We start from the raw sequence: 22206 nt of genomic DNA on the forward strand, positions 1-22206 counted from the left end.
AGATCCACTGCATAACCGAACGCGACAATCATTCACCCCGCGTATGCGTGCCCATCGGGCTATTTCTTTTTGCGCGCCTGTTTGGCCGAGCGCTCGAACGCGGCCTCCAGCGCCTCGTTGAGGGTGCGCAAGACTTTGACCCGAGCCCAACGCTTGTCGTTGGCTTCCACCAGGGTCCACGGCGAAATTTCAGTGCTGGTGCGATCGACCATGTCGCAGACCGCCGAGCGATAGGCATCCCACTTGTCGCGGTTGCGCCAGTCGTCCTCGGTGATCTTGAAGCGCTTGAAGGGGATTTCCTCGCGCTCCTGGAAACGCTCCAACTGCGTCTCCTTGTCGATGGCCAACCAGAACTTGACCACCACCACGCCAGCGTCGGCCAGTTGTTCCTCGAAATCGTTGATCTCACCGTAGGCCCGCAACCAATCGGCGCGGCTGCAGAAGCCCTCGACCCGCTCCACCAGCACCCGCCCGTACCACGAGCGGTCGAACATGGTGAACTTGCCCCGCGCCGGAATGTGCCGCCAAAAGCGCCACATGTAGGGGTGGGCCCTTTCTTCCTCGGTGGGCGCGGCAATCGGCACGATGCTGTACTGGCGCGGATCGAGCGCCGCCGCGACCCGGCGAATCGCGCCGCCCTTGCCCGCCGCGTCGTTGCCCTCGAACACTGCCACCAGCGCATGCCGGCGCATGCGTTTGTCGCGCAGCAAACCGGCGAACCGCGCCTGCTCGGTGATCAATTGTTCTTCGTAATCGGGTTTATCCAGGCGCAGCGTCATGTCCAGGCTGTCAATCAACGTCACCTGGCCGTCCAGCGCCGGCAGCGGCGCCACGTTGACCTTTTCCGGCTTGATCTTCGACCGGTCCAGCGCCTGGCGCAGCCCTTCGAGCAGGATGCGACCGACCGCGAGGCTGCGGTAACAAGCATCGGCGCCGGCGATCACATGCCATGGCGCGTAATCGCGACTGGTACGGCGCAGCACTCGCTCACCGTATTTGACGAACTTGTCGTAGGTCTGTGACTGCTGCCAGTCCAATGGGCTGATGCGCCAACTGTGCAGCGGGTCGTCCTTGAGGCTTTTCAGGCGGGCCTTCATCTGTTTCTTGGACAGGTGGAACCAGAACTTGAAGATCAGCGCCCCTTCGTCGCAGAGCATTTTCTCCAGGCGTTCGGCGCCGTTGATCGCCTGGTCGAGTCGCGGGTCCTTGAACTCGCCGTGCACCCGCCCTTGCAGCATCTGGCTGTACCAATTGCCGAAGAAAATCCCCATGCGCCCCTTGGCCGGTAGCATCCGCCAGTAGCGCCAGGCCGGTGGCCGCGCCAGTTCTTCGTCAGTCTGCTGGTCGAAGGTACGCACTTCGATCAGGCGGGGGTCCATCCACTCGTTGAGCAACTTCACCGTCTCGCCCTTGCCCGCGCCTTCGATGCCGTTGATCAGGACGATGACCGGAAAGCGGCCCTGTTGGTGCAGTTCGAACTGCGCTTCGAGCAGCGCCTCGCGCAGCGCCGGCTCTTCGGCCTCAAAGGTTTCTTTATCAACGACGTGACCGATTTCAGCGGACTCGAACATGGGCAGCTCCTTCCAGGAATGGGGGCAAGACTAGCGGATTGGATACGTACCTGCGCTGCAGATTCCTTCCAGACAGCGATCGACACGCAGATGACGCGATCCGATCGGCTAGAATGGCGCCTTCGTTTTCACCGAGCCTGTCATGACGCCTATCCAGCACCACGCACAACTCGACTGGGACAATCAGGGGCTCCCCCGTTCCCGGGTCTTCGACGACGTGTATTTCTCCGACCGGTCGGGCCTGGAAGAAACCCGCTACGTGTTCCTTGCGCAGAACAACCTGGCCGAGCGCTTTACCGCGCTGCCAGAAGACGGGCGACTGGTGATTGGCGAAACAGGATTCGGCACTGGGCTGAATTTTCTTTGTGCCTGGCAGCTGTTCGAACAATGCGCACCGGCCGGGGCGCGGCTGCATTTTGTCAGCGTCGAGAAATTCCCCTTGAGGCCCGAGGACCTGCGTCGGGCCCTGGCTTTATGGCCAGAGCTCAAGCGCCAGGCTGACCAGTTGCTTGGGCAGTACGTCGCGATTCACCAGGGTTTCCAACGCATGACCCTGGCGAACGGTCGGGTGACGCTGACCTTGTTGGTTGGCGATGCCCTGGAACAACTGCCGCAACTGGACGGGCCAATCGATGCCTGGTTCCTCGACGGTTTCGCGCCAGCGAAAAACCCCGAGATGTGGACCGCCGAGCTGTTCGCCGAACTGGCGCGGCTGGCGGCACCCGGAGCGACCCTCAGCACCTTTACAAGCACCGGTTGGGTACGGCGCCGGCTGAACGCGGCGGGCTTCAAGATGAAGCGCACGCCGGGCATCGGTCATAAATGGGAGATTCTTCGCGGCGTGTTCCTCGGTTGGCCGGAGCAAGTACCGGCGCCAGCGCTGGCCAAACCCTGGTACGCCCGCCCCGCTCCCCATGCCGGCGAGCGCCGGGCCTTGGTGATTGGCGGCGGCCTGGCCGGTTGCGCCAGCGCGGCGAGTCTCGCGGCCCGTGGCTGGCAGGTGACCTTGCTGGAACGCCACGCCGGGTTGGCCGAGGAAGCGTCCGGCAATCCCCAGGGCGTGTTGTACCTCAAGCTGTCGGCCCACGGCACGGCGTTGTCGCAGATGATCCTCAGCGGTTTCGGCTACACCCGTCGCTTGCTGGAACACTTGCAGCGAGGCGTTGACTGGGACAGTTGCGGCGTCCTGCAATTGGCCTTCAACGACAAGGAAGCCGAGCGCCAGGCGCAACTGGCCGACGCGTTCCCAACCGACCTGCTGAAGATCCTCGATCGCACCGAGGCGCAGGCGCAGTCCGGTATCGGCCTGGCCTGTGGCGGCCTGTTTTATCCCGAGGGCGGCTGGGTTCATCCGCCAGCCTTGTGTCGCTGGCAAGCCGCGGACTCGGCGATTGCCTTGCTTGCACACCATGAGGTACTGGAACTGCGGCGTGTCGACGACCAGTGGCAGGCCTGGGATGGGCAACGTTGCGTCGCCAGCGCCCCGGTGGTAATCCTCGCCAGCGCCGCCGAAATCAAACGCTTCGCACCGGCCGCCGAACTGCCCCTCAAGCGCATTCGCGGACAAATCACCCGCCTGCCCCAAACCACCCGCAGTCAAAGCCTGGCGACGGTGGTCTGCGCCGAAGGTTACGTGGCCCCGCCGCGCATGGGCGAGCATACCCTGGGCGCCAGCTTCGACTTCAAGAATGACGACCTGATCCCCACCGCCGCCGAGCACGCCGGCAATCTGCAAATGCTCGAAGAGATCTCCCTCGACCTGATGGATCGCCTGGACGCCAGCGCCTTGGATCCTGAACACCTCGAAGGCCGTGCGGCGTTTCGCTGCACCAGTCCGGACTACCTGCCGATTGTCGGGCCGCTGGCCGATCTCGGGGCGTTCACCGAAACGTATTGCGCCCTGGCCAAGGATGCCCGCCAAGTGCCGGACCATCCATGCCCTTGGCTCGATGGCCTGTACGTCAACAGCGGCCACGGCTCACGGGGCTTGGTCAGCGCACCGCTGTCGGGCGAACTGATCGCCGCCTGGCTGGACAACGAACCGCTGCCACTGCCACGAAGCGTGGCCGAAGCCTGCCATCCGAACCGATTTGCGCTACGGGCGTTGATTCGGGGCAAGGCCTGACACAACCCCGCCCCATCCGTCGGCTTATAACGCATCGATATAAAACTCACAGCAATCCCACCGGTCAGTTTCAGAGTACCCGCCCTTCTGGCGTGTACGGCTTGACCCCTCCCCAACGGAAAAACCGGTAAGGACTTATGTGCGGATTAGCTGGAGTATTCTGAAGGCGCTAGACAAGGGGTTTCAGCGCCTTCTGAGGCCCCGCAGAGTCCCTCAAGGGAACATCAGTTGGTACAGAAACTGGTACGAGATCGAATCCCCTCCTCCGGCGTCCTGCCGACCGAACACAATCCAATCATTCAACGTGTCTCCACCAAATGCATTCCGAGCTGTTGACCTATCAAATCGAAGACAGCACGAAGGCAAGTAACTGCTCATAGCGAACGCCCGGACCCTGCGCCGTCTTCTCAACTATCGAGTAGTCATCCGCATTCAGGCCCTGCGCGGCGAACGCCGAACGGATGTCAGCAAGTGGAATGCCCAGCCCGATCTTGCCAGTGGTCTTGCTGCGCGAAGCCTTGATCATGCCCTTGAGCTGCTTGGCTACAAAGCGTTCCGCCTCGGAAAGGTCGCGTGGTGCATCAACTTGCCGCTGATCCTCGAGCATGACCGGGCCATTACCAACGCCAAACACCATATTAGATCGGTGATAGCTCGGGGCTGCACCAGACGAATAGATCGAATGGCCGGTCGATTGAGCCAGGGTGATCGCTGAATTGTTGCTTCCTGCACGCAGGTCTCGAATGTATAGGCCAATGTTTTGACCGACCTTCCCGCCATTGGTTATCTGGATATCGGCAATATCCACTGCTGCGCGGAACCGTACCTCTCCTGTTCCGGCGTGCACGGTCCTGGATAGGAATCCGGCCATATTTAGAAGGGCATTGCTACCGCTGTACTTGGCGCGATCCTGAAAAGTGAAGAGGTGGTTTTGCTGATTATTCCCGCGCAACTCGACGGTGGAGTCGAAAGAGCCGTAACCGCCATAGTCCGTCACCTCGTCAATGACGGTTTTATCTGAATATCCGTGGTTGTCAGTAAGCCCGCGAACCATTCGTGAAACTATGAAAGCGTCTCGAATAGCTGGTGCCGTTACCAGAATTTCGCCTACTTGAAGGCGCGTTAACGCAGTGGAATCTGCCGCGAATGATGGCGTTGAAAAAAGCATACCAGCCGCGACAAATACTAATGAACTAAAGGCGTGATAAATATAACGATGAAACGAGCTAATCATATTATTTTCCATCTGAAAGGCTATACGCCAATGATACATACTTAACCCGATGGCGCCCATGGCCAGGCTGTCCCTAGCGCCAAAAAGCACTGGTTACTCATCGACACCAACATGGAGTTGCGCGGGGTCGCCTTTTTTATCAGCGACAAGCGATGGAGTGCAGCGGTGTCACCGGATTCGCTACACATACCAACCATAGAATAGAAAAGCCGGGTAGCCTCCCCCGGCTATTTTTTGCCAAATATCACGTAGATTACTGAGATTCATCCTCTGCATTCGGATCAAATTCGGCATATCCGTCAGGATGAATTTCATCGGCGTCCAGCACAATAACCGAATCGCCCAAGCGGTATGCTCTCTGCTCGATCTCCGCTCGACTCCCGGTCATAACGTTCACTTCAACTCTGAACAATTTCATTCTCAAAGCTCCCAATTGATGCTGGCTGTACCGCCATCGAATGTATCCGTGCCGCCGGCCGTCGTAATGCGAATTCGATCCAGGGTTCCGGATAACGCTTTGGCTCCGCTGAAAATGAACCCGCGCCCCGTGTTAGAAAGCGCAGCGGTGCCGCTTATCGTCCATGTATTCGCCGAAATCCTTGTGAAGATTATTGAGCCGTGCATGACCGATGTTGCGGCAGTAGCGTTGTCACAGGTGATTCCAGTTGTATATTGAACAACCCCGGGCAGCGTACTGTGCTGCGTGATCGTCGTGACCCCAACATACCCAGCCGAATCTACGGAGCCGGCCCCAAGCTGAAACGTGACAGTGTTTGTTCCGCTCGTTGAAAGGCTGCTGAAGTTGATAGACATCCTGTTTACGCCAGAAGGAATACCAGTGAAATCAATTGCAGTCCCCGATGTTGTGTTCTGCACGGCGCTCATGAAGAGGCGGTTCTTTTGATCGAAGATCGCCTGCCCGCCTTGCCCTTGGACTTTTGTCGGGGTCGCCGACCAAGTGCCGGCAGCCGCCTGCGTGGACTGGACCATGCCAACTACTCGATAGGGGACGCCCACGCGCGCGTTCTGCGAATAGAACGTAGTGGCCGATGTTGCTCCGGCAGAGATCGCCGTGGTGTTGATCAGCGCAGTTTCATCCAGCGTAACGCCGCCCGCCTGATTGATAACAGCCAATTCGACCGCGCCACCGTTGTCGATCGCCACGATTACAATCGTACTCAGAACGCCGCTCACTGTCCCCAGTGTTGCGCCAGCAGGCACGATAAGCGACGTGTTGGCGGTCAGAGTCCTGCTATTCACTGCGCCGTTTGATCCGGTTGGAGATCTGAAATCAACCGTTGTAGGAGTCAGCGTGACAGTCAGCGCATTACCAGACACAGAGCCTAGGATTGAGCGGACTTGCGACAGCGGAGTGCCCGGCTTGCGCTGCAATTCAAGCCAGTCGGCTGTCTCATCATAAATAACTGTGATCCGACCAAAGATATCGCCTGCAGCCGGGTCGGTTCCGTCACGGTACTTTATGTTTTTGACACCGAGCCCTTGAAAATTTGCTGTTGATGCCCCGGTGTTGACATTCCCAGTGGTAAACCCGAGAACGATTCCGTTCATATACGAGTTTGGCTGGTTAGTATTGGCCTGCGGAACAAGGATGTAGGCGTTCGCCGCTGAGCCGCCAGCCGTGTCATCCACGTAGAAATATGTGCTGTCGGCCACCTGCCCCTCTGACGCCAGGGTAAAGCCGCCTGGCGTAACCCCGTCATGCACCACTAGGGTGTTCTTGTCAGTGTCCACGGTAACTTCGCGCTGGGCGCCGGTGAACAACAGATTTTCGGCGGTGGTCCCGCCGCGCAGTTGCATTTGAGTGGACATTACAATACCCCTAGGTCAATGGTCGCGGTGCTTTCGTCTGCCAGGTCAAACCGACTGGCAGGAATATTTTCAAAGTTAAATGGCGCGACTCCGAGCAGACCGAAGTCCATAACCGTCGGATTGGCATTGTAATAGTCGATGGCCTGGATATTGGGATCGAAGAGGTTCTTGTTGATGAACCGGTTCGGCAGCGTGAAGGTCAGCGGTATGGCCTGGGTCCGCACGATGGTCGTGGGACGAACACCTCCAACCAGGCTAGGCGCGTAATAGACCTGGGCTCCAGCCGAATCAAGGATCTTGATTGAATATTCGCCATCGACAACCAGCTGAACTGGCGAGCCGTTGAGCATTGGCACGCCGCCAGCACCGGTTCGAATTGGCTGCGCGATAGCCACGGTTGCACCGGACTCCTGCACGGCGCGGACCACAAGCCGATTGCTCGGGATCTCCGGGTCAGTGTCCGGATCGCCTACATAGATGAACCCGTTGAACACCGGGCGCCCTCTTGTTGGGTCCGCATAGTAGGTATACGGTGGCTTTACTTCATTGGTGTCTGCCATGCTCTCCACCATCTTGGTTTGATTTGAGGTGATTTATGATTCATCTAGCTGTTTCAGTTTTTCTTACCGTTGCGGTTCTTCAATTTCTTGAGCGCGTGCTGATTGAGCACCGGCGTTCAGTTGCCGAGCGAGCTGCAGCGCCAGGCGCTTCGACGCTTCAGACTTCGGCGCAGAGCCGATCCTGATCATCGCGTTGCGGACCACTGGGCTTTCATAGGCGCGCGCCATCGCGCCGACCGAGGCGCCAGCGGCCAAGGTTGCACCGAAGTCACCAATCAATGACCCCGCCGCCGCAGCGCCAAGCGGCGCATAAAGCTGCTGCCCTGTGGCCGTTTGAACGCCCGCTTCCCCCGCCCGCTTGGTGGCCGCAAGAACCAACTTCAACCCTTCCAGCTGCTTGCGTTGCTCACCCTTGAACAGAATCCCCGTCTGCGACTCCATGCGCCGAAGCTCGGCGATGAATTTCTCGGGCGATGGGTTATCCAGGCCGCCGGCCTTTGTCAGTGCTCGCTGGATGACAGTCGCCCGGGCCGCATCGCGACCGCTGCTGTCGAGCGATTCGTACAGGCTTTTCACTTCGCTGCGCTTGTTGCTGAACAGAAGGTTTTCCGCCACTTCCGGCGTCAAATCGCCTTTGTCGAGCACAGTTTTGAGCCTGGTCCTGGTCATCTTTTCGGCCTGGCCGCGGTAGATCGAGTCCGCAGACTTCAGTCGGGCCAAATCCCGAGGACTAAGCGCCGCGGTGGCGGCCTCTTCCATGTCGCCGCTCAGCGCCGAGTAGACCCGGTTCATGAGAGCCTTCGCGCGAGTCGGTAGCTGGCTGCGGCCCTGGTTGTCGTAGGAGCTAACCACCTCACGCAGAGCTGTGCGGTTCTCCTTGAGCGTGCTGTATGTCTGGTTTGCTGCTCCAAGCGTGTCTTTGAACTGCTGGAGTTCCTGGACCGCCTCCTTGCTCGACACAACGCCAGGCTTGGAAAGCTCTGAGATGGCGTCATCGATCGCCTGAACAGTCTTCGGATAAGGCGCGGGGCCGAGACTGTCGACCATCGGCAGCAGCTCCTCATAACGTTTGCCGGCGGCCTGCATGACTTTGGACTTCTGAGCTTTCAGGCCTTCTATTACCTGGTCAGGCTTAGGCGTGGGGTATCGGTCGCCAAGCTCCTGGATTGCGCGCTGGCGCGCTTCCTGCTGCGTGGCCCGCAAACCGCCGGTACCTGCAAGCGGGATACGCTCACCGACAGCCTGCGCTGATTTGCCTATGAACGTACCCGGCGGCGCGACATCGCTGGTCATCAACGGGATCTTGGCTGCTTTTGCGGCCTGAACGATCTCCGATTGTGCCGCCGGCGCGCCGCGCAACACTTGAACGCCGCGCTTGGCTGCGTCCATCACCGCGCCGCCGGCGCCCATGGCCAGGGGCAGTGCAGCACCGGTCGCACCCGAAAGCGCCACCTCGTTCTGGTCGAAGTTTCCGCCAGCCGCCGCCTGTCCGCCTTCGATCAGGGCCTGGGTTGCAGCTGATGTGCCTCCGAGTACTGCGGCCTGCTTGAGCGCACCACCGCCGATTGCCGATGCCGCGCGCCCTGTGGGAGCGAACGCAGCGCCGATGCCGGTGGCCTGCAACGCATCCATGCCGGTGAAGCCCGGCTTGTTGATCATCGCCCGGGCGCCCGTTGCGTTGTTGGCCGCGATCAGGTTGCCTTTTTCGTCCTGCTGGATTCCTATCTCTGGCGATAGCGCCTTCAGAGTTTGGGCAATCTCTTGCGGGTCGGTCATCGTGACCAGGGCGGCGGTGACAGCAGCGGCTTTACCCGCGGGGATATCCAGGCCAGCCAGCAGTCCGGAGTTTTGCAGCTCTGGCAGCTCCTGGGTCGCCCGTGACTGCCTGTCGTTGCCAGTGATCATGTTGCCGATTGAGTCGAGCAGCCCGGGTTCCTCTGGCGCTGCCGACGCTTCTGGCTCTACATCCGCGGGAGGAGGCGCCGAATCTGCAGACGCTTCCGGCATCATGGCTTGGCCTTCTGGCGCTGAAGCAGCCTCCGGCGCTGGGGCCTGCCGTTGAGCATAGAGCTTCTTGGCCTGGGCAATGACTTGCTCCTGGCTTGCTCCGGCCGGCCCGCGCAGGGTGATGACCTGGCCGTCTGGCGACTTCACTTTGTACTCTTGAGTGGCCATTATTCAACGATCTCCCAGCCATCAGACGACGCTGCCGCTGGCGCAGCCTTGGCCTTGGCACCCCCTTTGGTTTGCTCCTTCCACGCCTGGAGCATGCCGCGCTCGCTGCCGTTGTCGGTGATCCAGTCGGATTTGAAGTTGTTGTACTCGGCCGAGCGCTGTTCAAGCTTGGCCAGGCCACGAAGGAATCCGGAAATCTGCTGTTTGTTCGCCTTGTCGGTCGGGAATCCAGACAGGGCCAGCTTGATGTCCATGTCGGATGCGGCACCTGGTGGAAGGTTGCTGACTACCTGGGATGCCTTGATGGCGTTGAAACGCTGGCGCAGGTTGGATACAGCATCTTGGTCACCGGTCGTCTCCTTGAGCGTTTCCTGCCAGTTGCCCAGCAAGCCGCCGCGGATATTCGATTGATCGACCTGGCTGGCCAGCTCGCCGTAGCGCGCGGCATTGCCTTCGGATTGCAGCGCCTGGTCGCCGGCGTCGGACAGGCGCTTCTGCATGTTCACAGAAAGCTCCTGACCTTCCTTGCTGACGAACCCGCGCTGACGGCCGAACTCCAGCGCCCCTTCCGGGTTGTCGCGCTTGAGTTGCTGGTAGAACTGGTAGTCCTGCATTCCGGCGGTGGGCTTGGTCATTCCGCCGGCGCCTTCGCGAGCGGCCCGGGCCGCTGCGCGCTGATTGCGGCCAGCCTCGGCACGCTCAAAGCGCATGTCTTCGCGCTCCATCTTCTGCTGTTCAAGTGCTGCACGCTGCTTGGCTTTGTGCTCGTTGGCGATGACTGTGTAGCCCTTCGGATCGACGGCGGCCCACACGGTTTCCATGGCCTGAAGCTCGCCGTTCGGGTTCTTCTGGTAATCCTGATAGGAGCGAAGAGTATTCGAAGGGTCGCGCCCCTGCTCCTGCAACGAGTTGATTCGCTCCTCATAGATAGAGGCGCGCTGCTCGGGCGTAGCCGTCAGCAGTCGGCGGGCGAACTCGCCAGCCTCCTTGTTCTTGCGCTCATCGTCCAAGCCAATGGTTTTGCGCAGGTTGTCTCCAATCTCAGGATACTGCAGCGAGACCTGCGCCATCTCTTCAGGGTCGCCGTTCTTGAAGGCCTGCTGAGCAGCGGAGGTAGCGGCGGCCATGCGTTCCTTCTGCGCCTCTTCGGCGGCGATCTGGCGCTGGCGCTCAGCCTCAACGACTCGACCCTGGCGGACGTTTGCCAGCGTGGCGCTGAGTCCGGACAGGCCGGGGGAGAGGTCGTTTCCGGCATCTACAGCAAATGGGTTCATAGCCATGGTGTTAAGTCCAGAGTCCAGTCCAGCGACCTACGTCGCGCGCGGCCAACCCGCCTGTCAATTCGCTTTGAAGAATGCCTTTCGGCGAGGTCATCATTGCCCGGTTACCGTGCTGCCACTGGTAGCTTTCGTTCCCCAACGCTGCGCCGACGATGGCGCCGACTGGGCCGCCAGCCGAGAACCCTTGAGCCGCGCCCGTGCCTGCCGCCGCTGCGGAGCCCATCATGGTCCCCTCGTCTCGGCCTTCTTGGCCTTGCGGTGTTTGCATGCCCTGGAACACGCCATAGGCGTCCTTCGCCATGCCGGCATACCCCAGCCCTTGGCCCAAGCCGCCTGAGCCAGCCGATCCAGCGGACCCGGCCTGTGTGCCGCCAGCAACCGCGCCAGATCCAGCACCACCAGCAGCAGAGCCGCCGGCGTAGGTCGCGCTCCCCGCCTCACCCGCCACCAACGAATTACCCAGGCCATAACCGGTACCACCAGCCGAAGCCGCGCCGCTTGCCGCATTGGCGCCGTTGATGCTCTTATAGATGACGCCCAGGCCTTTCATGGCCTTGGCCAGTTGCATGGCGTTTGGGTTTGAAGCCGAACCGCCAGCGTTCGGAACCTGGCGGCTCTGGAATGGCCGGTACTGATCCTGCTGGCGCTGGGCGTTCTGCGCCGTCAGTGGCGTGTATTCATAGGCCATGGGCTTCTACTCCGATCATGTCGTAGTTGACGCACTTGTATCCGCGGCGCTCCGAGACTGCGTGCGGGTGCGTCTTCTCGACTTCCTGGGCGATGACGCCAGCAGAGCGGCCAACGAGACCGAGCGCGGCGGCAGCGGCGTTCCATGCCCACCTGTAGACGTTGTGTCCGTTGCGCTGCCCGAGCAGCACCACTTCATCCTTAAGGCGCTCATCGGAGAACGTTTCATAGCCCTGCATGGCCAGCGCGCCGGCGCCCATGGCGTTATTGAAGTTGTTCTGGCCTTGCTGGGCGCCGAAATTGGCCTGCGCTGTCATGCCCTGCGCGGTCGTCTGTCCGATTCCAGCCATGGAGCTGGCGATGTTGTTGGCGTTGGATGGGAGCTGGGCCATGCCCTGGAGGCCGGAAAGCTGGTTGGCATAGGAGGCCATCAAGGCGTTCTGATTGACGGAGGCCAGGGCCTCGTTGGTGTTGCCAGAGCGAAGGCCGCCGGTCGCCGAAGCATTGCGCAGAACCCCCTCTTCGCCCCGCTGCACCATGGTCTGATAGAAAGGACTGTCCTCGGCGCGCTGGATGATGCTCTTGCCATCGGAAGCAAACTTGCCGTCAGCTCCAAGCGTCAGGCCATATTCCGAACCAAGGCCGGTCAGCGCGCCTTCGCGCAGGGCCTGGGGCAGTCGTTCGGTCTGCTTCAGGTAGTTGAGGGCTTCGCGCTGGGCCTGGGCCTGAACTTCTGCCGCGTCTTCTGCACCGCTATCGGATGAACCACCCATTATCTGTACCTCGCATAAATTTTCAGGTCTTTGTGGTCAATCACATGGACGAACCCGCATTTCTTCACAAGCCGAACCACGCTGTCGCGCCTGATGCAGCCCATGACCATCGAGCACCATGGCAGAAGCTCGAAAGCCAGGTCGCAGAAGTCGTTTATTGCTTCTTTCATGTGCCGAACGGCTTCCTTGTCGGCGGAAAAGTGGGCGAACACCGCATCGTCCTCGCGCGTCACTGACGCATAGACGCGGCCCTTGCTCCATCGCCACACCTGATACTTGGGCTCCCAGTACAGACCGCCCATTTCCTCGCAGAGAAAGGCGGGCCTGAAGGTCATACGACCAGCACCCAGCCGGTGCGAGATCCAATCGCCGAGTTGATGTACAGCTTCTGGTCATCGGTCGACCAGAATTGCCGCGTGCGGTTGGACGGCACGACGCCCTCGGGGCTGCCTAGGCCGGTCAGCATGTAGTCGGAGGTGCGCGACACGTAGTCGTTGGCCATAGCCTCAGGCCAGCCTGTCATGCTCATGACTTCCGAGGCCGATAGCCCCAGTGAAAGATCGTCGTTAGCCAACTTCGATATACCCCCGTCCGAATGACATCTTGGCGCGGGATGCGCCGCGCAGCTTGAAGCCGACCCAGTTCCTGACATAACCCATCCGATACACGATGTACCGCTGGTTGTAGTTGCCCGGAGAGCCGTAAAGCGCTGTGGTCTCTTTCCCGTAGGTCACGCCGTCATAGGTCATGGACACGAACAGCGTGGCGTCATCGCTTACTGAGTGCCCCGGCATGATGTCGATGTTCAGGCTGTCAACCGAGAGGCCTTCCAGGTACAGGAAGGGGGTGTAAAGCACCCACTCGGACATCTCGCCGTACTGGTCAACCGACACCGGGTCCAAAACCCCCAGGCGCAAGTCAATCTTGTCGCCGAATACCCACTTGCCCAGGCGCGGGTCGAACACGCCATTGATGCCGCGCCACGGCAGCGAGCCGGTGCCGCGCTTGAGGATCGACCAGGCATTGTCGATACCCGAACTGGACGCCGCCGTCTCGTTGAACAGAAGCGTTTCATTCGGCAGGTGGATGTAGATAAATGCCAGCCCGTCAACCTCGACTGCCTCCATGGACAGATCGGAGAGTTGTGGCTCGGTGTACTGGGCCAGGATGCGGTCAATGGCCCGGGTGCTGATCTGTTGGCTCGATCCCACGCCCAGCACATGAACGCCAAGGTCGGACTCCTTTCGGCTGCCGACGAAGTACCAGGACTGCTTCAGCTCGCACTTTGCATGCGTGGCCACGATGCCGATCTTCAGCGCTCGAGCCTGAATCCGACTGAACGCGAAGTTCGTGGTGGCGACGTTGGCGAAAAACTCAGTGGTGTAACGCCCGAACACGATCACTTTGTCGTCGGCCGTCTTGCCCACGCCCAGCGTAGGGTCAGGCGAGAACTCGGCCGTGGCGAACGCCAGCGGATCAAAGACCGATTCGTCCACCAGCGTGGTGTGATAGAGATATTGCCCGTCGGTCAGGAAGTAGTAGCCGTCAATCCAGGTGCCATCGATTGGCGTCTTGATATCCGGGTCCAGTATCTGGCGGAAGCCGTTCACCGGATCGTAAAGCCAGAACGCTCCACCGCCGATCACCGCCTGGGTGTTGAACGAGTAAGGCATAGACACCTGCTCAGACCCGGGGATATTGCCGAATCGCTGATTCGTTCCATCCTCGTTCACGATCATGAACTGGGTGTAGGACACCCGGAAATGCTGCTGCAAGCGCTCATTCCACACGCCGCCACGGTCAGGGCCTGAGCCCGTCCCGTACTCGGTCAAGCCAGAGTGCTGCATCATGAAGCCGGCAGCGCCCATGATCGGCTTAGGCACCGCGTACATGTTCTCGGGGAGCACGTCCAGATAGTCGGTCTGGTCGCTGATCTTGTCGCCCTTGATCAGCGTAATCGGGATCTTTTGCGATGGCATGGGACCCCCTTAATTGCCGACGGCCACGGATGGCGCGACCTCGAAGTTAATAATGCGGATGTCTACGCGGCTTTCCGTTGTCGTTACCATGATCTTGACTTGCTGCCAGGCGCCGGCGGTCAGCTCGATCGGAGCATTCAGCCGATACTTCACCACGCCATCCAGGAACGAACTGGAGACCACCATCAGGCCGCTGTCGCACTTGACCTCGATCGTCTCGATGTACTCGTCTGTGCTCAGGTACGCGGCAAAGGACTCCTCGTAGTCGTTGGTTTCGCCCTGCATGATGTAGAGCGTGCCTGGCGCGTTAGGAGGAAGCCTTGGCATGTCGGAATAGAAGCGCTGCCAGCGGGCACACAGACGGTTCCCGCTGCCAACCGGCTGGCGGGATGGGTATGCGACTTGGCGGATGCGATTGCGTGCACAGACGCCTGAGGCCTGGGATAGGGACTGCACGGCCTGAGCCATGAGCAGAGCCGATGCGTCCTTGCCGAAGTCCGCCGCCAGGCGCGTGGCCAGGTTGGTGGAGATCATGTTCCAGAATTCTTGCGTGACGTTCAGATCGCTGTTTGGATCCGGCGTCTCCTCGAAGTTGTAGCCTATCTCGATACCGCGCGATGCGAACTCGGCCATCATGTTCTCAAGCTCGCCCAGGGCCAGCTCAAGGTCTGAAGGGTTTGGGATTACCGTAAGCCCGGAGATCCGCAGCTTTGAGTAAGCCGCAGTGATTCTGTCGACCTTGAGCTGATTCATTTACGACTCCAACGCCTTTTCCAGGGTTGCGATGCGCTTGGTGTCCCAGCCTTCGATGCCGGCTTCCTTGGCTGCCAGACGCACGGGGTTCAGGTTCGAAGTGTCTTCTTCGGCTTCCTGATCGGGCTCAGCGGCGTAATCAATGCCGTGCTCAGTAAGCATGGATTTCAGGTGCTCGATGGTGGCGTTCAGGTTCTTTTCGATTTCGCCCTGAATCTCCAGAAGCCCGCTCAACTGCTCGACCTCGCCAGTCAGGCGATCGACTTCAGGCTGCAGGGAATTGCCAAGTCCTTCGGCGCTGCCGCTGTCGACTTCGCTCTCTTCCATTGCGACCGGCTCCGGCGGCTCATAGCCTGGCGGGTTCAACTGCCAGCCGCTAGCCAGCATGGAGTCCAGGCTGTGAACGTCGCATACGGTGGATTCGCATTCGATGCCGTGCTCGACGGTGCCGCGGCCTTCTCGATAAAGGATGCAAGCCATTTTTTTATTCCTCAAAAAGAAAGGGGCCTTTCGGCCCCAAAATTGCTCATCGTTTTAGAAGGTGACGGCAACACCGCAGCGCGACGGGTCCTTGATGGTGACGCCCCACCAGGTGAACAAGCGGTAACGGAACTGCATGTTGATCATGTTGGCGTCGTAGATCATGTACATCTTGAGACCGTTCTTCATGGTCTGGTTGATGACCTTGAGGCCGTCGAACGATTGGAACAGGTTCGCCGGGATGGTGCCGCCCAGGACTTCGACCGCATCCTTGTCGTAGAAGAGGTTGGTCTTCTTCGACGCGTCGATGTTCAGGCGGTTGACGGTGGCGGTGTTCAGGATGCGCGTATCGATGTTTGCATACGCTTTTTCCAGCGTGCTCAGCGCTGGGTCATCCAGGGCGATTGGCTTCGGGAACACCGTGATGGACGTGCCCGAAGGCTTGCCCACGATGGTGAAGGTCATCGCCACACCGGTGTTGGACTTGTCAGCCAGGCCGACAGCCTTCACGGTTACTGCTGCGTTGGCGAAAGTCACCTTGTCGCCGACGTTGTAGCCTGCCGACGCCGTAACCGGAATGGTCGCGGTGCGGTAGTCCACGTTGGTCACGGTCTTCAGCACTGGGTCGACGGTGCCAGCGGTCGGTGCGAAGGATTGGTTGGCGGTCACGGTGGTGGCCGGGTCAGCGCCGCCGATCAGGTTCGGCAAGAAGGACGCGGTGTAGACGTCGAACTCGGCGATGTTCTGCCCGATCTGGCCGGTGGCCCAGGTGGTTTCAGGGCGACCCTGGACGGTCTGGCGTGCGGCCAAGTCCTTGCCGAACTTCAGGTTGTCGCGGTCGTTGAGCAGGAAGTAGCGGTCGGTCTTGGCACCCTGACGCTCGTTCATCAGCGCCTGAGCTTCAGCGATGACGTCGTAGCCACTGGCGGCGTTGGAGCGGTAGAACATGGAGCCCTGAGTGGCGATGGCCGAAGCGATCTGCTTGTTCAGGTTGGTGGCCTGTTGACGGCCAGCTTCAGCGCCGCGCTTCTGCCAGAAACGCATGTCGCGCATGTCGTCCGCGCGCTGGCTTACCAGGTCGTTGGTTGGGGTGCCGAGGACGGCCGGGTAGGTCTCCTCGATGATGCCGGTTTCCAGGCCGGTCAGATCCCAGCCGTCGATGATCGGAGCGTGCTGCTGGACTGGGCGCCAGATGATGTTGCCCGAGTTCTGCATATCGCCCGCGTCGGGCTCAAGGAAACTGGTGGTTGGGAGGAGCATGTCCTGCGGCTCGTAGGTATCCAGAGCCTGTTCGAACATGACCTCGGCGATCTTGCCTGCGGTTAAAGTAGCCATCGTTTAATTCCTTACCAAGAGTTGACGTTGATATTCGATTGTTTCGCTTCGCGCCGGATGTTGAACGCGGCCTGGTTGTCGCCACGCTTATGGGCTTCGAGGTACTTGCGGTGCAGGGCTTTGCCTGCGTCGGTCGTGCTCGCGTCCCCTTTCACCGTGGTAGCCGGTGCCGGTGCATTGCTTGTTTTGCGTGCTGGTGCAGTCAGCTCGGCAGACAGGCGCCCCAAATAGATGGAGGCCTGAATGCCGCTCGGGTCTTCGGCAAGCTTGGAGGTCAGTTCAGCAAGGCGCTTCGGGCTTACCCCGAGGTGGTAGAACACCTTCTCCGAGCCTTCGCCCAGGCTTGCGATCAGCGCGTTCGTGACGACTTCGCCACCTCCGCCAGGGAAAACACCCTCGACGGCGCTTCGAACGCGATAATCGGCGGACTGGTACAGCTCGGGACTGATCCCGCTTGCTGCTGCCAGGCGCGCGGCCCGCTCGTAGTGCTGATCTACGTTGGTGCTGATCTTCTGCTGCGCTTCCAGTTGCTTGCGCTGCTGTTCGTAGCCCTGGGTCTCGGCGTGCTGTTTGGCGAGGGTGTCTTTCAACTTCCAGTCGGCCAGGGCTTCGGTATAAGCGTCGTCCGGGTCGTCATGCTCGTAGAAGTCCTCACGCTTCGGGCGCGCCGAGGGTTGCGGTGCTACGTTCTTGCTGCGCAGCTCTTCCAGTTGCTGCTTCAGGGTGTCCAGCTCCGACTGGTGCTGTTTCTCCAACTTGGCACGGAGGCCGGCCTTTGCCGCCCCAATGTCCTTGTCGGTGAACTTCTTCTCTGCACCATGCGACTCCTGGTCGTCGCCCTTCATCCATGCCTCAGGCTCTGCCGCTTGGCTTTCGTCACCGTCTTGATCATCCGCATGATCTTGATCGTCTTCTTGGCCGGTGGCCGCCACATCATCAACGTCAGTCGCTCCGGTTTGCGGATCCTCGGCTGCTGCCGTCTGTGCTGCTGCGTTTTCTGCCCGTAACTCTTCCAGGGATTGGTCCATTTTCTACTCGCTTGGTAACGATGGCCCGGTGTACTCCCGCCGGTAGGATTGCGTTTGACCTGTTCGCCTCAGTAGGTGGAACTCTTTCGTTCTGGTCGTCATCAGCTGGATGGCGGCCGGATTGCAGGCAAAAGAAAACCCGCCGAAGCGGGCCTTGATCTGCTGCTACTGTCTCGGTTGAACCTGTGCCCTGAAGGGACTGACCAGGCGCTGCACGTTCTCCATCATCTTGCCGGCGGTCTGCGCCTGCTTGAATTGGATGTCGGCGCCGGCTTTCTCGGCATCGACTTGGACGGCGGCGCGGTCCGTCTGGGCGCGGAACGCATCGATCTGCGTCTTGGCTGCGTTGTTCTGTGCATTCGCTTGGTCCTTCAGGGTCTCGCGCTGGGCGTTCATCTGCGCAGCTTTGGCCTTTTCCATCTCGGCCTGAGCCAGGACCATGTTGGCGTCAGGAGGCGGTTGTTGGGACCTGGCCTCCCGAACCATGGCTTCCTCTTCCTCGGTCTCAGGCTCGAAGATGTCCGCCAGGATCAATTGCTTGCGGGCGTACTTGCGGACGGGCTCCATGTCCACACCATTGATGAGGGTCAGCGTCTGGAGCATGAGCATCTTCGACATCATCGGGTCAACCTGGGCCAGCGATGAAGCCATGGCCGTCAACTGCTCAATGGTCTGCTCCTTCTTGCTTGCGTAGCTCGGACCGATGTCGGCGTATACCTCGTACTCGGTATTGGTCAGGTCGTTGAGCGCTGTCATCTCTCCGGTCTCGCGATCCTGGACCATCTCCATGATCCGGGCCTTCTTGGTCGAGCCGTCCTGTGATGTGAGGGTGACTTCCCGGGGCGCGTCGTACACCTCGACCGCCATGGATGCGTAGATCTCGGCATCCCGGCGCTTGGCGTGCTTTAGGTTCTGCTGATAGACGATCGACTGCTGATCCAGGCGATTGGTCAGGGCGTTGACGGCCTTGCCCGACAGGTCCGGGTCTGCAATGTCCTGCGGCAGGCCCGGGTTGGCCACGTCCTCAACAGCCTGACGGGACAGCTCGATACTGGCCATCAGCGCTTGCGGGATGGTTTGCTCGGGCATCACGCTGATGGCGCCGAGTGGCAGCGGCTGCCCGTTCGCATCCAGGCGGTTCTGCAGCAGGTACGGGTAGTTGTTGTCTGCCCCGTTTTCCTCGTACATGAACTCGAAGCCCTGGATCTGCTCCGGGTGGAAGATCGGCTTCGGCCTTGGGCTGCGGCTCACGATGTCGGCCAGGTAGGACAACTGGAAGTTGCGAAGGCGCTGTGGATCCTTCGCCAGGCGGGTGATGCCCTCGTAGTGCTCCTCGCCTTCGATGAACGCCCGCTCGCCGTAGGTTGGCACGACTGGCAGGTTTTCCCCGGCAATCACCTCGCCTTCACGCTCGCCGTCCTTGCCCATCTTGCCGTTGAGGATGCATTCACCCGATGCAATGTACTTGCGCACCTCCCACCGCTGGATCTCGCGCTCGCTGGCAATGACATAGCCGTCGTCGATCAGCTCATCCATGACCGACTCAAGGTCAGACTCGCGCAGGGTCAGCGGCTGGCCGGTGGGATCGGTGAAGGTGATGACCTTATCCTTGATCTTGCGGCGGTGATAGAAGCTCACGACGTAGATCAAGTCGTTGCCGCTGCCCATCCATGGGAAGGTGTACGACTGCTCAGGCGCAGCGAAGGATGAAGGGCGGCGCACCTCTTCTTTCTCTCGCTTCTTGCGCTCCTGGCGGGTCTCCTTCACACCGTCTTCACTGGCCTCGTCGCACAGCTCTTTCACCAGATCCTTGTATCCATCCGACGAATAGGCCTCGAGGATCGACACGTAGTTGGCGTCTGACTTGTCCAGCAGCTTGGCGTTCGGGTCCCAGAAGCAGTTGTTGTTCGCCTCGTAGATTGGCCGACGGCGGATGATCTGGTGGTCGATGCCGGCCCGGTTGCTGGCGTATTCGGTGTACAGCTCCCAGGCGCCCACGCCACAGACCACGGCTTCACCGGTGGCATTGTCGTAAGCCTCAAGCGACGTGTTCGCGCGGTCGTCCGTCAGATACAGCCCATCGAGGATGTCGGCGCCGTCGTCGCGGGATTCGCTCTTGGGTACGAAGTTGACCTGAACCGGGTTGGACCGAAGGTCGGCCACGATCTGGCGCCCGGCCTTGCGCAACACGTTGAACTCACCGCGGTACTGCAGCGACGATTCGCCAAGCGTCGAGTCGTCCCACTGCGTTACCCAGTAGAACATCATGTCGTCAGCGGCACGCATGCGCGTTTCCTGGCCGTGGCAATACGCTTTGTCGTGGAGCTCATGGAGCTGCTGAAGTGTGAGCATTATTTCCTACCCATTGGCCGCATTGGACGCGGAATGTGAGCAACCACTGCCCCTGTGCTTATGTCTTTCCGCTGCTTGGCAAAGCGCCGCATCATGTAGGCGTAGCGCGTGGCCGATAGCAGGTCGTCGTTAATTTTGACGATGTTGCCGTTCTCGTCTCGGTGGTAGCTCAGCTTCTCGTCGAACCAGTCAGTGAGGTGCGAGAAGACCTTTAGGCGCCCGGTAGTCATGCGCTCATAGAGCTCTACTAGACCTGCCTCTACGCCATTGCCTCCTCCCTGCCACGTTGCGTGCTCAGGCATCATTAGCCAGCCAGCATCCTGGTACGCCTGCTTCTGCTGCGCCCCGCTCCCTTTTTCCGTTTGCAGGCCATCATGAGGCCATGCGGTTGGAACGCCGCGAGACCAGACTTTCACCGAGCCCCAAGCTGTAGAGGGGGTCACTCGACTCTTTCTCCAAGCATGGGCTACGTAAATCACATCGTCGTCTTTGTCTATCCACAGCTGGATATGGGCCTGTGGGTGATCCCACCCGAAGTCCATGCCATTCACTACCCACCAATGGCTCGGGCATTCAAACGGCTGACAACGAATTTCCTCATCGCTGAAGTCGAATATCAGACCTGTACCCAGCAACGGAAGCCCCTTGGAGCGCATATCTCGCTGCCACTCGGGGTACATACCAAGCAACTTTCGCTGCGTGTCGGCGGTTAAGTGCGGCGCATCAGCCCAAGTTGCACGCTGGATGTATTGGCCCTCGGCCGGGCAGTCCATGAACTGAACTACCAGCTCGGTGCGCCCGTTCTCCGGTGTAAATGTCAGAATCCCACGGCCACCCATTCCGCCGTCACCAGTAGCGGTGCGGGTCAGGACCTGCGGGTAAATCGACTTGTCGCGCGGCTCTTCGTCGATGTGATACCAATCAACGCTGTCGCCCATGATTGCGTGCTGGCCCTGGCTGTAGGACCAGAACTGCACTGTTGATTGGCTACCTGACTTGTGCCGGACAGTGATCTGCCGCATAGCCCCGGATGTGCCGGTGGCGGACAGATGCGCAATGATTCGGTCCGTAGGGATCAGGCCGCCAGTCCACTTGCCGCCTTCCAGCGTGCCGAACAGTGGTGTCTGAAGCAGGTCTCGCGTCTTCTCCATCGAGAAGCCCAACAACCAGCACATCGGCGCATGGTCGAATACGTGGCCTTCCCATCCCTCCGGGTAATCGCCCAGCAAGTGCATAGCGTCGATCGTTAAGCCAGTGCGAGTCTTGCCCACCCGGTTTGCGGCCATGAGCATGCATGACGTGTGGTCAGCCGTGGCCTTTAGGAACTTGCGTTGCCATTCGTAAAGTGTTTCAAACTGAAGCAGGTGTCGCCTCTGAGCATCGCGGCGCGCCTTTTCTTCAAGAAGCGCCAATAGCTCAAGCTTGTCAGCCAAGGCCTGCGAGTTTGGCGATTCTGCGATCAAGTTCTTCTTCCGTCAGTTGACTGCGGTCATCGCCTGGTTTCTCGGTGCCCACGTCATATGCCTGGCGCTCAAGGGCAATTAGGTTCTTCAATGTCTCGCCCAGCTCTTTGAGCGTCTTGGTACGGGATGGCAAACCGATGACCTTGTGATAGGCATCACTCAACCGAGTGTCGTCGGGGTTGTGCAGGATATCGCCAAGCTCTTCGAACAACTCGCGGTTATCGGTTACACCTTCGAGCTCATCCAGCAGCTTGTTGGCCAGCTTGCGATAACGACCAATGTCGGTTCGGTGGCCAATGCGGATACTGGCAATGACTTGAGCATTCGCTTCAACGATTCCACGCTCAGTTGCCAGCGTCTCCGTGGAAACTTGTGTGGAAACCTCGGCTTTGGAAACCAGCGAATCGGCCTTGGCCTGGATCTTCGCCTTAAGGTCTCTCTCCCAACCGCCAACCCTGGCCCGCTTATTGATCGCGGTATGGGATACACCGCACGCTGCGGCTATCTCGCGCACCGAGAGCAACCCAGCCCGGTAGAGCTGTTCGATGCGCTCCCAGTCAGGGGCAGCCTTCTCTGTCACC

Annotated in this window: 20 protein-coding genes; 1 reads left to right on the forward strand and 19 read right to left on the reverse strand. The window is 60.1% G+C overall.

Annotated elements, in window-relative coordinates:
* Positions 1-59: 59 nt before the first annotated feature.
* Positions 60-1571: a polyphosphate:AMP phosphotransferase gene (gene pap, locus HU742_RS18045; protein WP_186637090.1), complete on the reverse strand. Its 1512-nt coding sequence runs from the start codon at positions 1569-1571 to the stop codon at positions 60-62.
* A 142-nt stretch (positions 1572-1713) separates the two neighbouring features.
* Between pap and mnmC the strand changes: the two genes are divergently transcribed.
* The gene (gene mnmC / locus HU742_RS18050) at positions 1714-3696 is read left to right on the forward strand and encodes a bifunctional tRNA (5-methylaminomethyl-2-thiouridine)(34)-methyltransferase MnmC2/FAD-dependent 5-carboxymethylaminomethyl-2-thiouridine(34) oxidoreductase MnmC1 (RefSeq protein WP_186643079.1); all 1983 of its coding nucleotides are present in this window, start codon (positions 1714-1716) and stop codon (positions 3694-3696) included.
* Between the two features lie 340 nt (positions 3697-4036).
* On the opposite strand, the gene HU742_RS18055 is transcribed toward mnmC, so the two are convergent.
* From HU742_RS18055 to HU742_RS18140, 18 genes are all read right to left on the reverse strand, one after another.
* Positions 4037-4990 carry a hypothetical protein gene (locus tag HU742_RS18055; RefSeq protein WP_186643078.1) on the reverse strand — a complete coding sequence of 318 codons (954 nt, stop codon included), beginning with the start codon at positions 4988-4990 and terminating at the stop codon, positions 4037-4039.
* Between the two features lie 193 nt (positions 4991-5183).
* Positions 5184-5348 carry a hypothetical protein gene (locus HU742_RS18060; protein ID WP_186643077.1) on the reverse strand — a complete coding sequence of 55 codons (165 nt, stop codon included), beginning with the start codon at positions 5346-5348 and terminating at the stop codon, positions 5184-5186.
* 2 nt (positions 5349-5350) lie between these two features.
* On the reverse strand, positions 5351-6760 hold the full coding sequence (locus tag HU742_RS18065) for a hyaluronate lyase N-terminal domain-containing protein (RefSeq protein ID WP_186643076.1): 1410 nt from the start codon (positions 6758-6760) through the stop codon (positions 5351-5353).
* Entirely contained in the window at positions 6760-7320 is a 561-nt protein-coding gene (locus HU742_RS18070) for a phage tailspike protein (RefSeq protein WP_186643075.1), read from the reverse strand. The genes HU742_RS18065 and HU742_RS18070 overlap by 1 nt, the downstream gene beginning before the upstream one ends.
* Positions 7321-7383: 63 nt before the next feature.
* Positions 7384-9495 (reverse strand): P22-gp16 family phage DNA ejection protein, encoded by a 2112-nt coding sequence (locus HU742_RS18075; RefSeq protein ID WP_186643074.1) that lies wholly within the window; start codon positions 9493-9495, stop codon positions 7384-7386.
* Positions 9495-10775: a hypothetical protein gene (locus HU742_RS18080; protein ID WP_186643073.1), complete on the reverse strand. Its 1281-nt coding sequence runs from the start codon at positions 10773-10775 to the stop codon at positions 9495-9497. The genes HU742_RS18075 and HU742_RS18080 overlap by 1 nt, the downstream gene beginning before the upstream one ends.
* A 4-nt stretch (positions 10776-10779) precedes the next feature.
* Positions 10780-11463: a hypothetical protein gene (locus HU742_RS18085; RefSeq protein WP_186643072.1), complete on the reverse strand. Its 684-nt coding sequence runs from the start codon at positions 11461-11463 to the stop codon at positions 10780-10782.
* Positions 11453-12235 (reverse strand): tail fiber domain-containing protein, encoded by a 783-nt coding sequence (locus HU742_RS18090; RefSeq protein ID WP_186643071.1) that lies wholly within the window; start codon positions 12233-12235, stop codon positions 11453-11455. Before HU742_RS18090 ends, HU742_RS18085 begins: the two co-directional genes overlap by 11 nt.
* A complete protein-coding gene (locus HU742_RS18095) occupies positions 12235-12570 on the reverse strand; it encodes a hypothetical protein (RefSeq protein WP_186643070.1) in 336 nt (111 codons plus the stop codon). The genes HU742_RS18090 and HU742_RS18095 overlap by 1 nt, the downstream gene beginning before the upstream one ends.
* Positions 12567-12758, reverse strand: coding sequence for a hypothetical protein (locus HU742_RS18100; RefSeq protein ID WP_186643069.1), 192 nt, complete (start codon positions 12756-12758; stop codon positions 12567-12569). Before HU742_RS18100 ends, HU742_RS18095 begins: the two co-directional genes overlap by 4 nt.
* 43 nt (positions 12759-12801) lie before the next feature.
* Complete coding sequence (locus HU742_RS18105) at positions 12802-14214, reverse strand: packaged DNA stabilization protein (protein WP_186643068.1); 1413 nt, start codon at positions 14212-14214, stop codon at positions 12802-12804.
* A gap of 9 nt (positions 14215-14223) precedes the next feature.
* On the reverse strand, positions 14224-14967 hold the full coding sequence (locus tag HU742_RS18110) for a packaged DNA stabilization gp4 family protein (protein WP_186643067.1): 744 nt from the start codon (positions 14965-14967) through the stop codon (positions 14224-14226).
* A complete protein-coding gene (locus HU742_RS18115; RefSeq protein ID WP_186643066.1) occupies positions 14968-15447 on the reverse strand; it encodes a hypothetical protein in 480 nt (159 codons plus the stop codon).
* Between the two features lie 54 nt (positions 15448-15501).
* The gene (locus HU742_RS18120) at positions 15502-16782 is read right to left on the reverse strand and encodes a P22 phage major capsid protein family protein (protein WP_186643065.1); all 1281 of its coding nucleotides are present in this window, start codon (positions 16780-16782) and stop codon (positions 15502-15504) included.
* A gap of 11 nt (positions 16783-16793) precedes the next feature.
* Complete coding sequence (locus tag HU742_RS18125) at positions 16794-17810, reverse strand: hypothetical protein (protein ID WP_186643064.1); 1017 nt, start codon at positions 17808-17810, stop codon at positions 16794-16796.
* 165 nt (positions 17811-17975) lie between these two features.
* Positions 17976-20162: a portal protein gene (locus tag HU742_RS18130; RefSeq protein ID WP_225923587.1), complete on the reverse strand. Its 2187-nt coding sequence runs from the start codon at positions 20160-20162 to the stop codon at positions 17976-17978.
* Positions 20162-21625, reverse strand: a complete 1464-nt coding sequence (locus HU742_RS18135; protein WP_225923588.1) for a phage terminase large subunit family protein — start codon at positions 21623-21625, stop codon at positions 20162-20164. Before HU742_RS18135 ends, HU742_RS18130 begins: the two co-directional genes overlap by 1 nt.
* The gene (locus HU742_RS18140; protein WP_186643062.1) at positions 21588-22205 is read right to left on the reverse strand and encodes a hypothetical protein; all 618 of its coding nucleotides are present in this window, start codon (positions 22203-22205) and stop codon (positions 21588-21590) included. The genes HU742_RS18135 and HU742_RS18140 overlap by 38 nt, the downstream gene beginning before the upstream one ends.
* Position 22206: the final 1 nt, after the last annotated feature.

The sequence above is a fragment of the Pseudomonas marvdashtae genome, from assembly GCF_014268655.2.
Taxonomy (GTDB): Bacteria; Pseudomonadota; Gammaproteobacteria; order Pseudomonadales; family Pseudomonadaceae; genus Aquipseudomonas; species Aquipseudomonas marvdashtae.

What these genes read in the sequence shown, in the direction of transcription:
- pap (WP_186637090.1), bottom strand. Translation starts at nt 1,571, where the DNA reads ATGTTCGAGTCCGCTGAAATCGGTCACGTCGTTGATAAAGAAACCTTT.
- mnmC (WP_186643079.1), top strand. Translation starts at nt 1,714, where the DNA reads ATGACGCCTATCCAGCACCACGCACAACTCGACTGGGACAATCAGGGG.
- HU742_RS18055 (WP_186643078.1), bottom strand. Translation starts at nt 4,990, where the DNA reads ATGGGCGCCATCGGGTTAAGTATGTATCATTGGCGTATAGCCTTTCAG.
- HU742_RS18060 (WP_186643077.1), bottom strand. Translation starts at nt 5,348, where the DNA reads ATGAAATTGTTCAGAGTTGAAGTGAACGTTATGACCGGGAGTCGAGCG.
- HU742_RS18065 (WP_186643076.1), bottom strand. Translation starts at nt 6,760, where the DNA reads ATGTCCACTCAAATGCAACTGCGCGGCGGGACCACCGCCGAAAATCTG.
- HU742_RS18070 (WP_186643075.1), bottom strand. Translation starts at nt 7,320, where the DNA reads ATGGCAGACACCAATGAAGTAAAGCCACCGTATACCTACTATGCGGAC.
- HU742_RS18075 (WP_186643074.1), bottom strand. Translation starts at nt 9,495, where the DNA reads ATGGCCACTCAAGAGTACAAAGTGAAGTCGCCAGACGGCCAGGTCATC.
- HU742_RS18080 (WP_186643073.1), bottom strand. Translation starts at nt 10,775, where the DNA reads ATGGCTATGAACCCATTTGCTGTAGATGCCGGAAACGACCTCTCCCCC.
- HU742_RS18085 (WP_186643072.1), bottom strand. Translation starts at nt 11,463, where the DNA reads ATGGCCTATGAATACACGCCACTGACGGCGCAGAACGCCCAGCGCCAG.
- HU742_RS18090 (WP_186643071.1), bottom strand. Translation starts at nt 12,235, where the DNA reads ATGGGTGGTTCATCCGATAGCGGTGCAGAAGACGCGGCAGAAGTTCAG.
- HU742_RS18095 (WP_186643070.1), bottom strand. Translation starts at nt 12,570, where the DNA reads ATGACCTTCAGGCCCGCCTTTCTCTGCGAGGAAATGGGCGGTCTGTAC.
- HU742_RS18100 (WP_186643069.1), bottom strand. Translation starts at nt 12,758, where the DNA reads ATGACAGGCTGGCCTGAGGCTATGGCCAACGACTACGTGTCGCGCACC.
- HU742_RS18105 (WP_186643068.1), bottom strand. Translation starts at nt 14,214, where the DNA reads ATGCCATCGCAAAAGATCCCGATTACGCTGATCAAGGGCGACAAGATC.
- HU742_RS18110 (WP_186643067.1), bottom strand. Translation starts at nt 14,967, where the DNA reads ATGAATCAGCTCAAGGTCGACAGAATCACTGCGGCTTACTCAAAGCTG.
- HU742_RS18115 (WP_186643066.1), bottom strand. Translation starts at nt 15,447, where the DNA reads ATGGCTTGCATCCTTTATCGAGAAGGCCGCGGCACCGTCGAGCACGGC.
- HU742_RS18120 (WP_186643065.1), bottom strand. Translation starts at nt 16,782, where the DNA reads ATGGCTACTTTAACCGCAGGCAAGATCGCCGAGGTCATGTTCGAACAG.
- HU742_RS18125 (WP_186643064.1), bottom strand. Translation starts at nt 17,810, where the DNA reads ATGGACCAATCCCTGGAAGAGTTACGGGCAGAAAACGCAGCAGCACAG.
- HU742_RS18130 (WP_225923587.1), bottom strand. Translation starts at nt 20,162, where the DNA reads ATGCTCACACTTCAGCAGCTCCATGAGCTCCACGACAAAGCGTATTGC.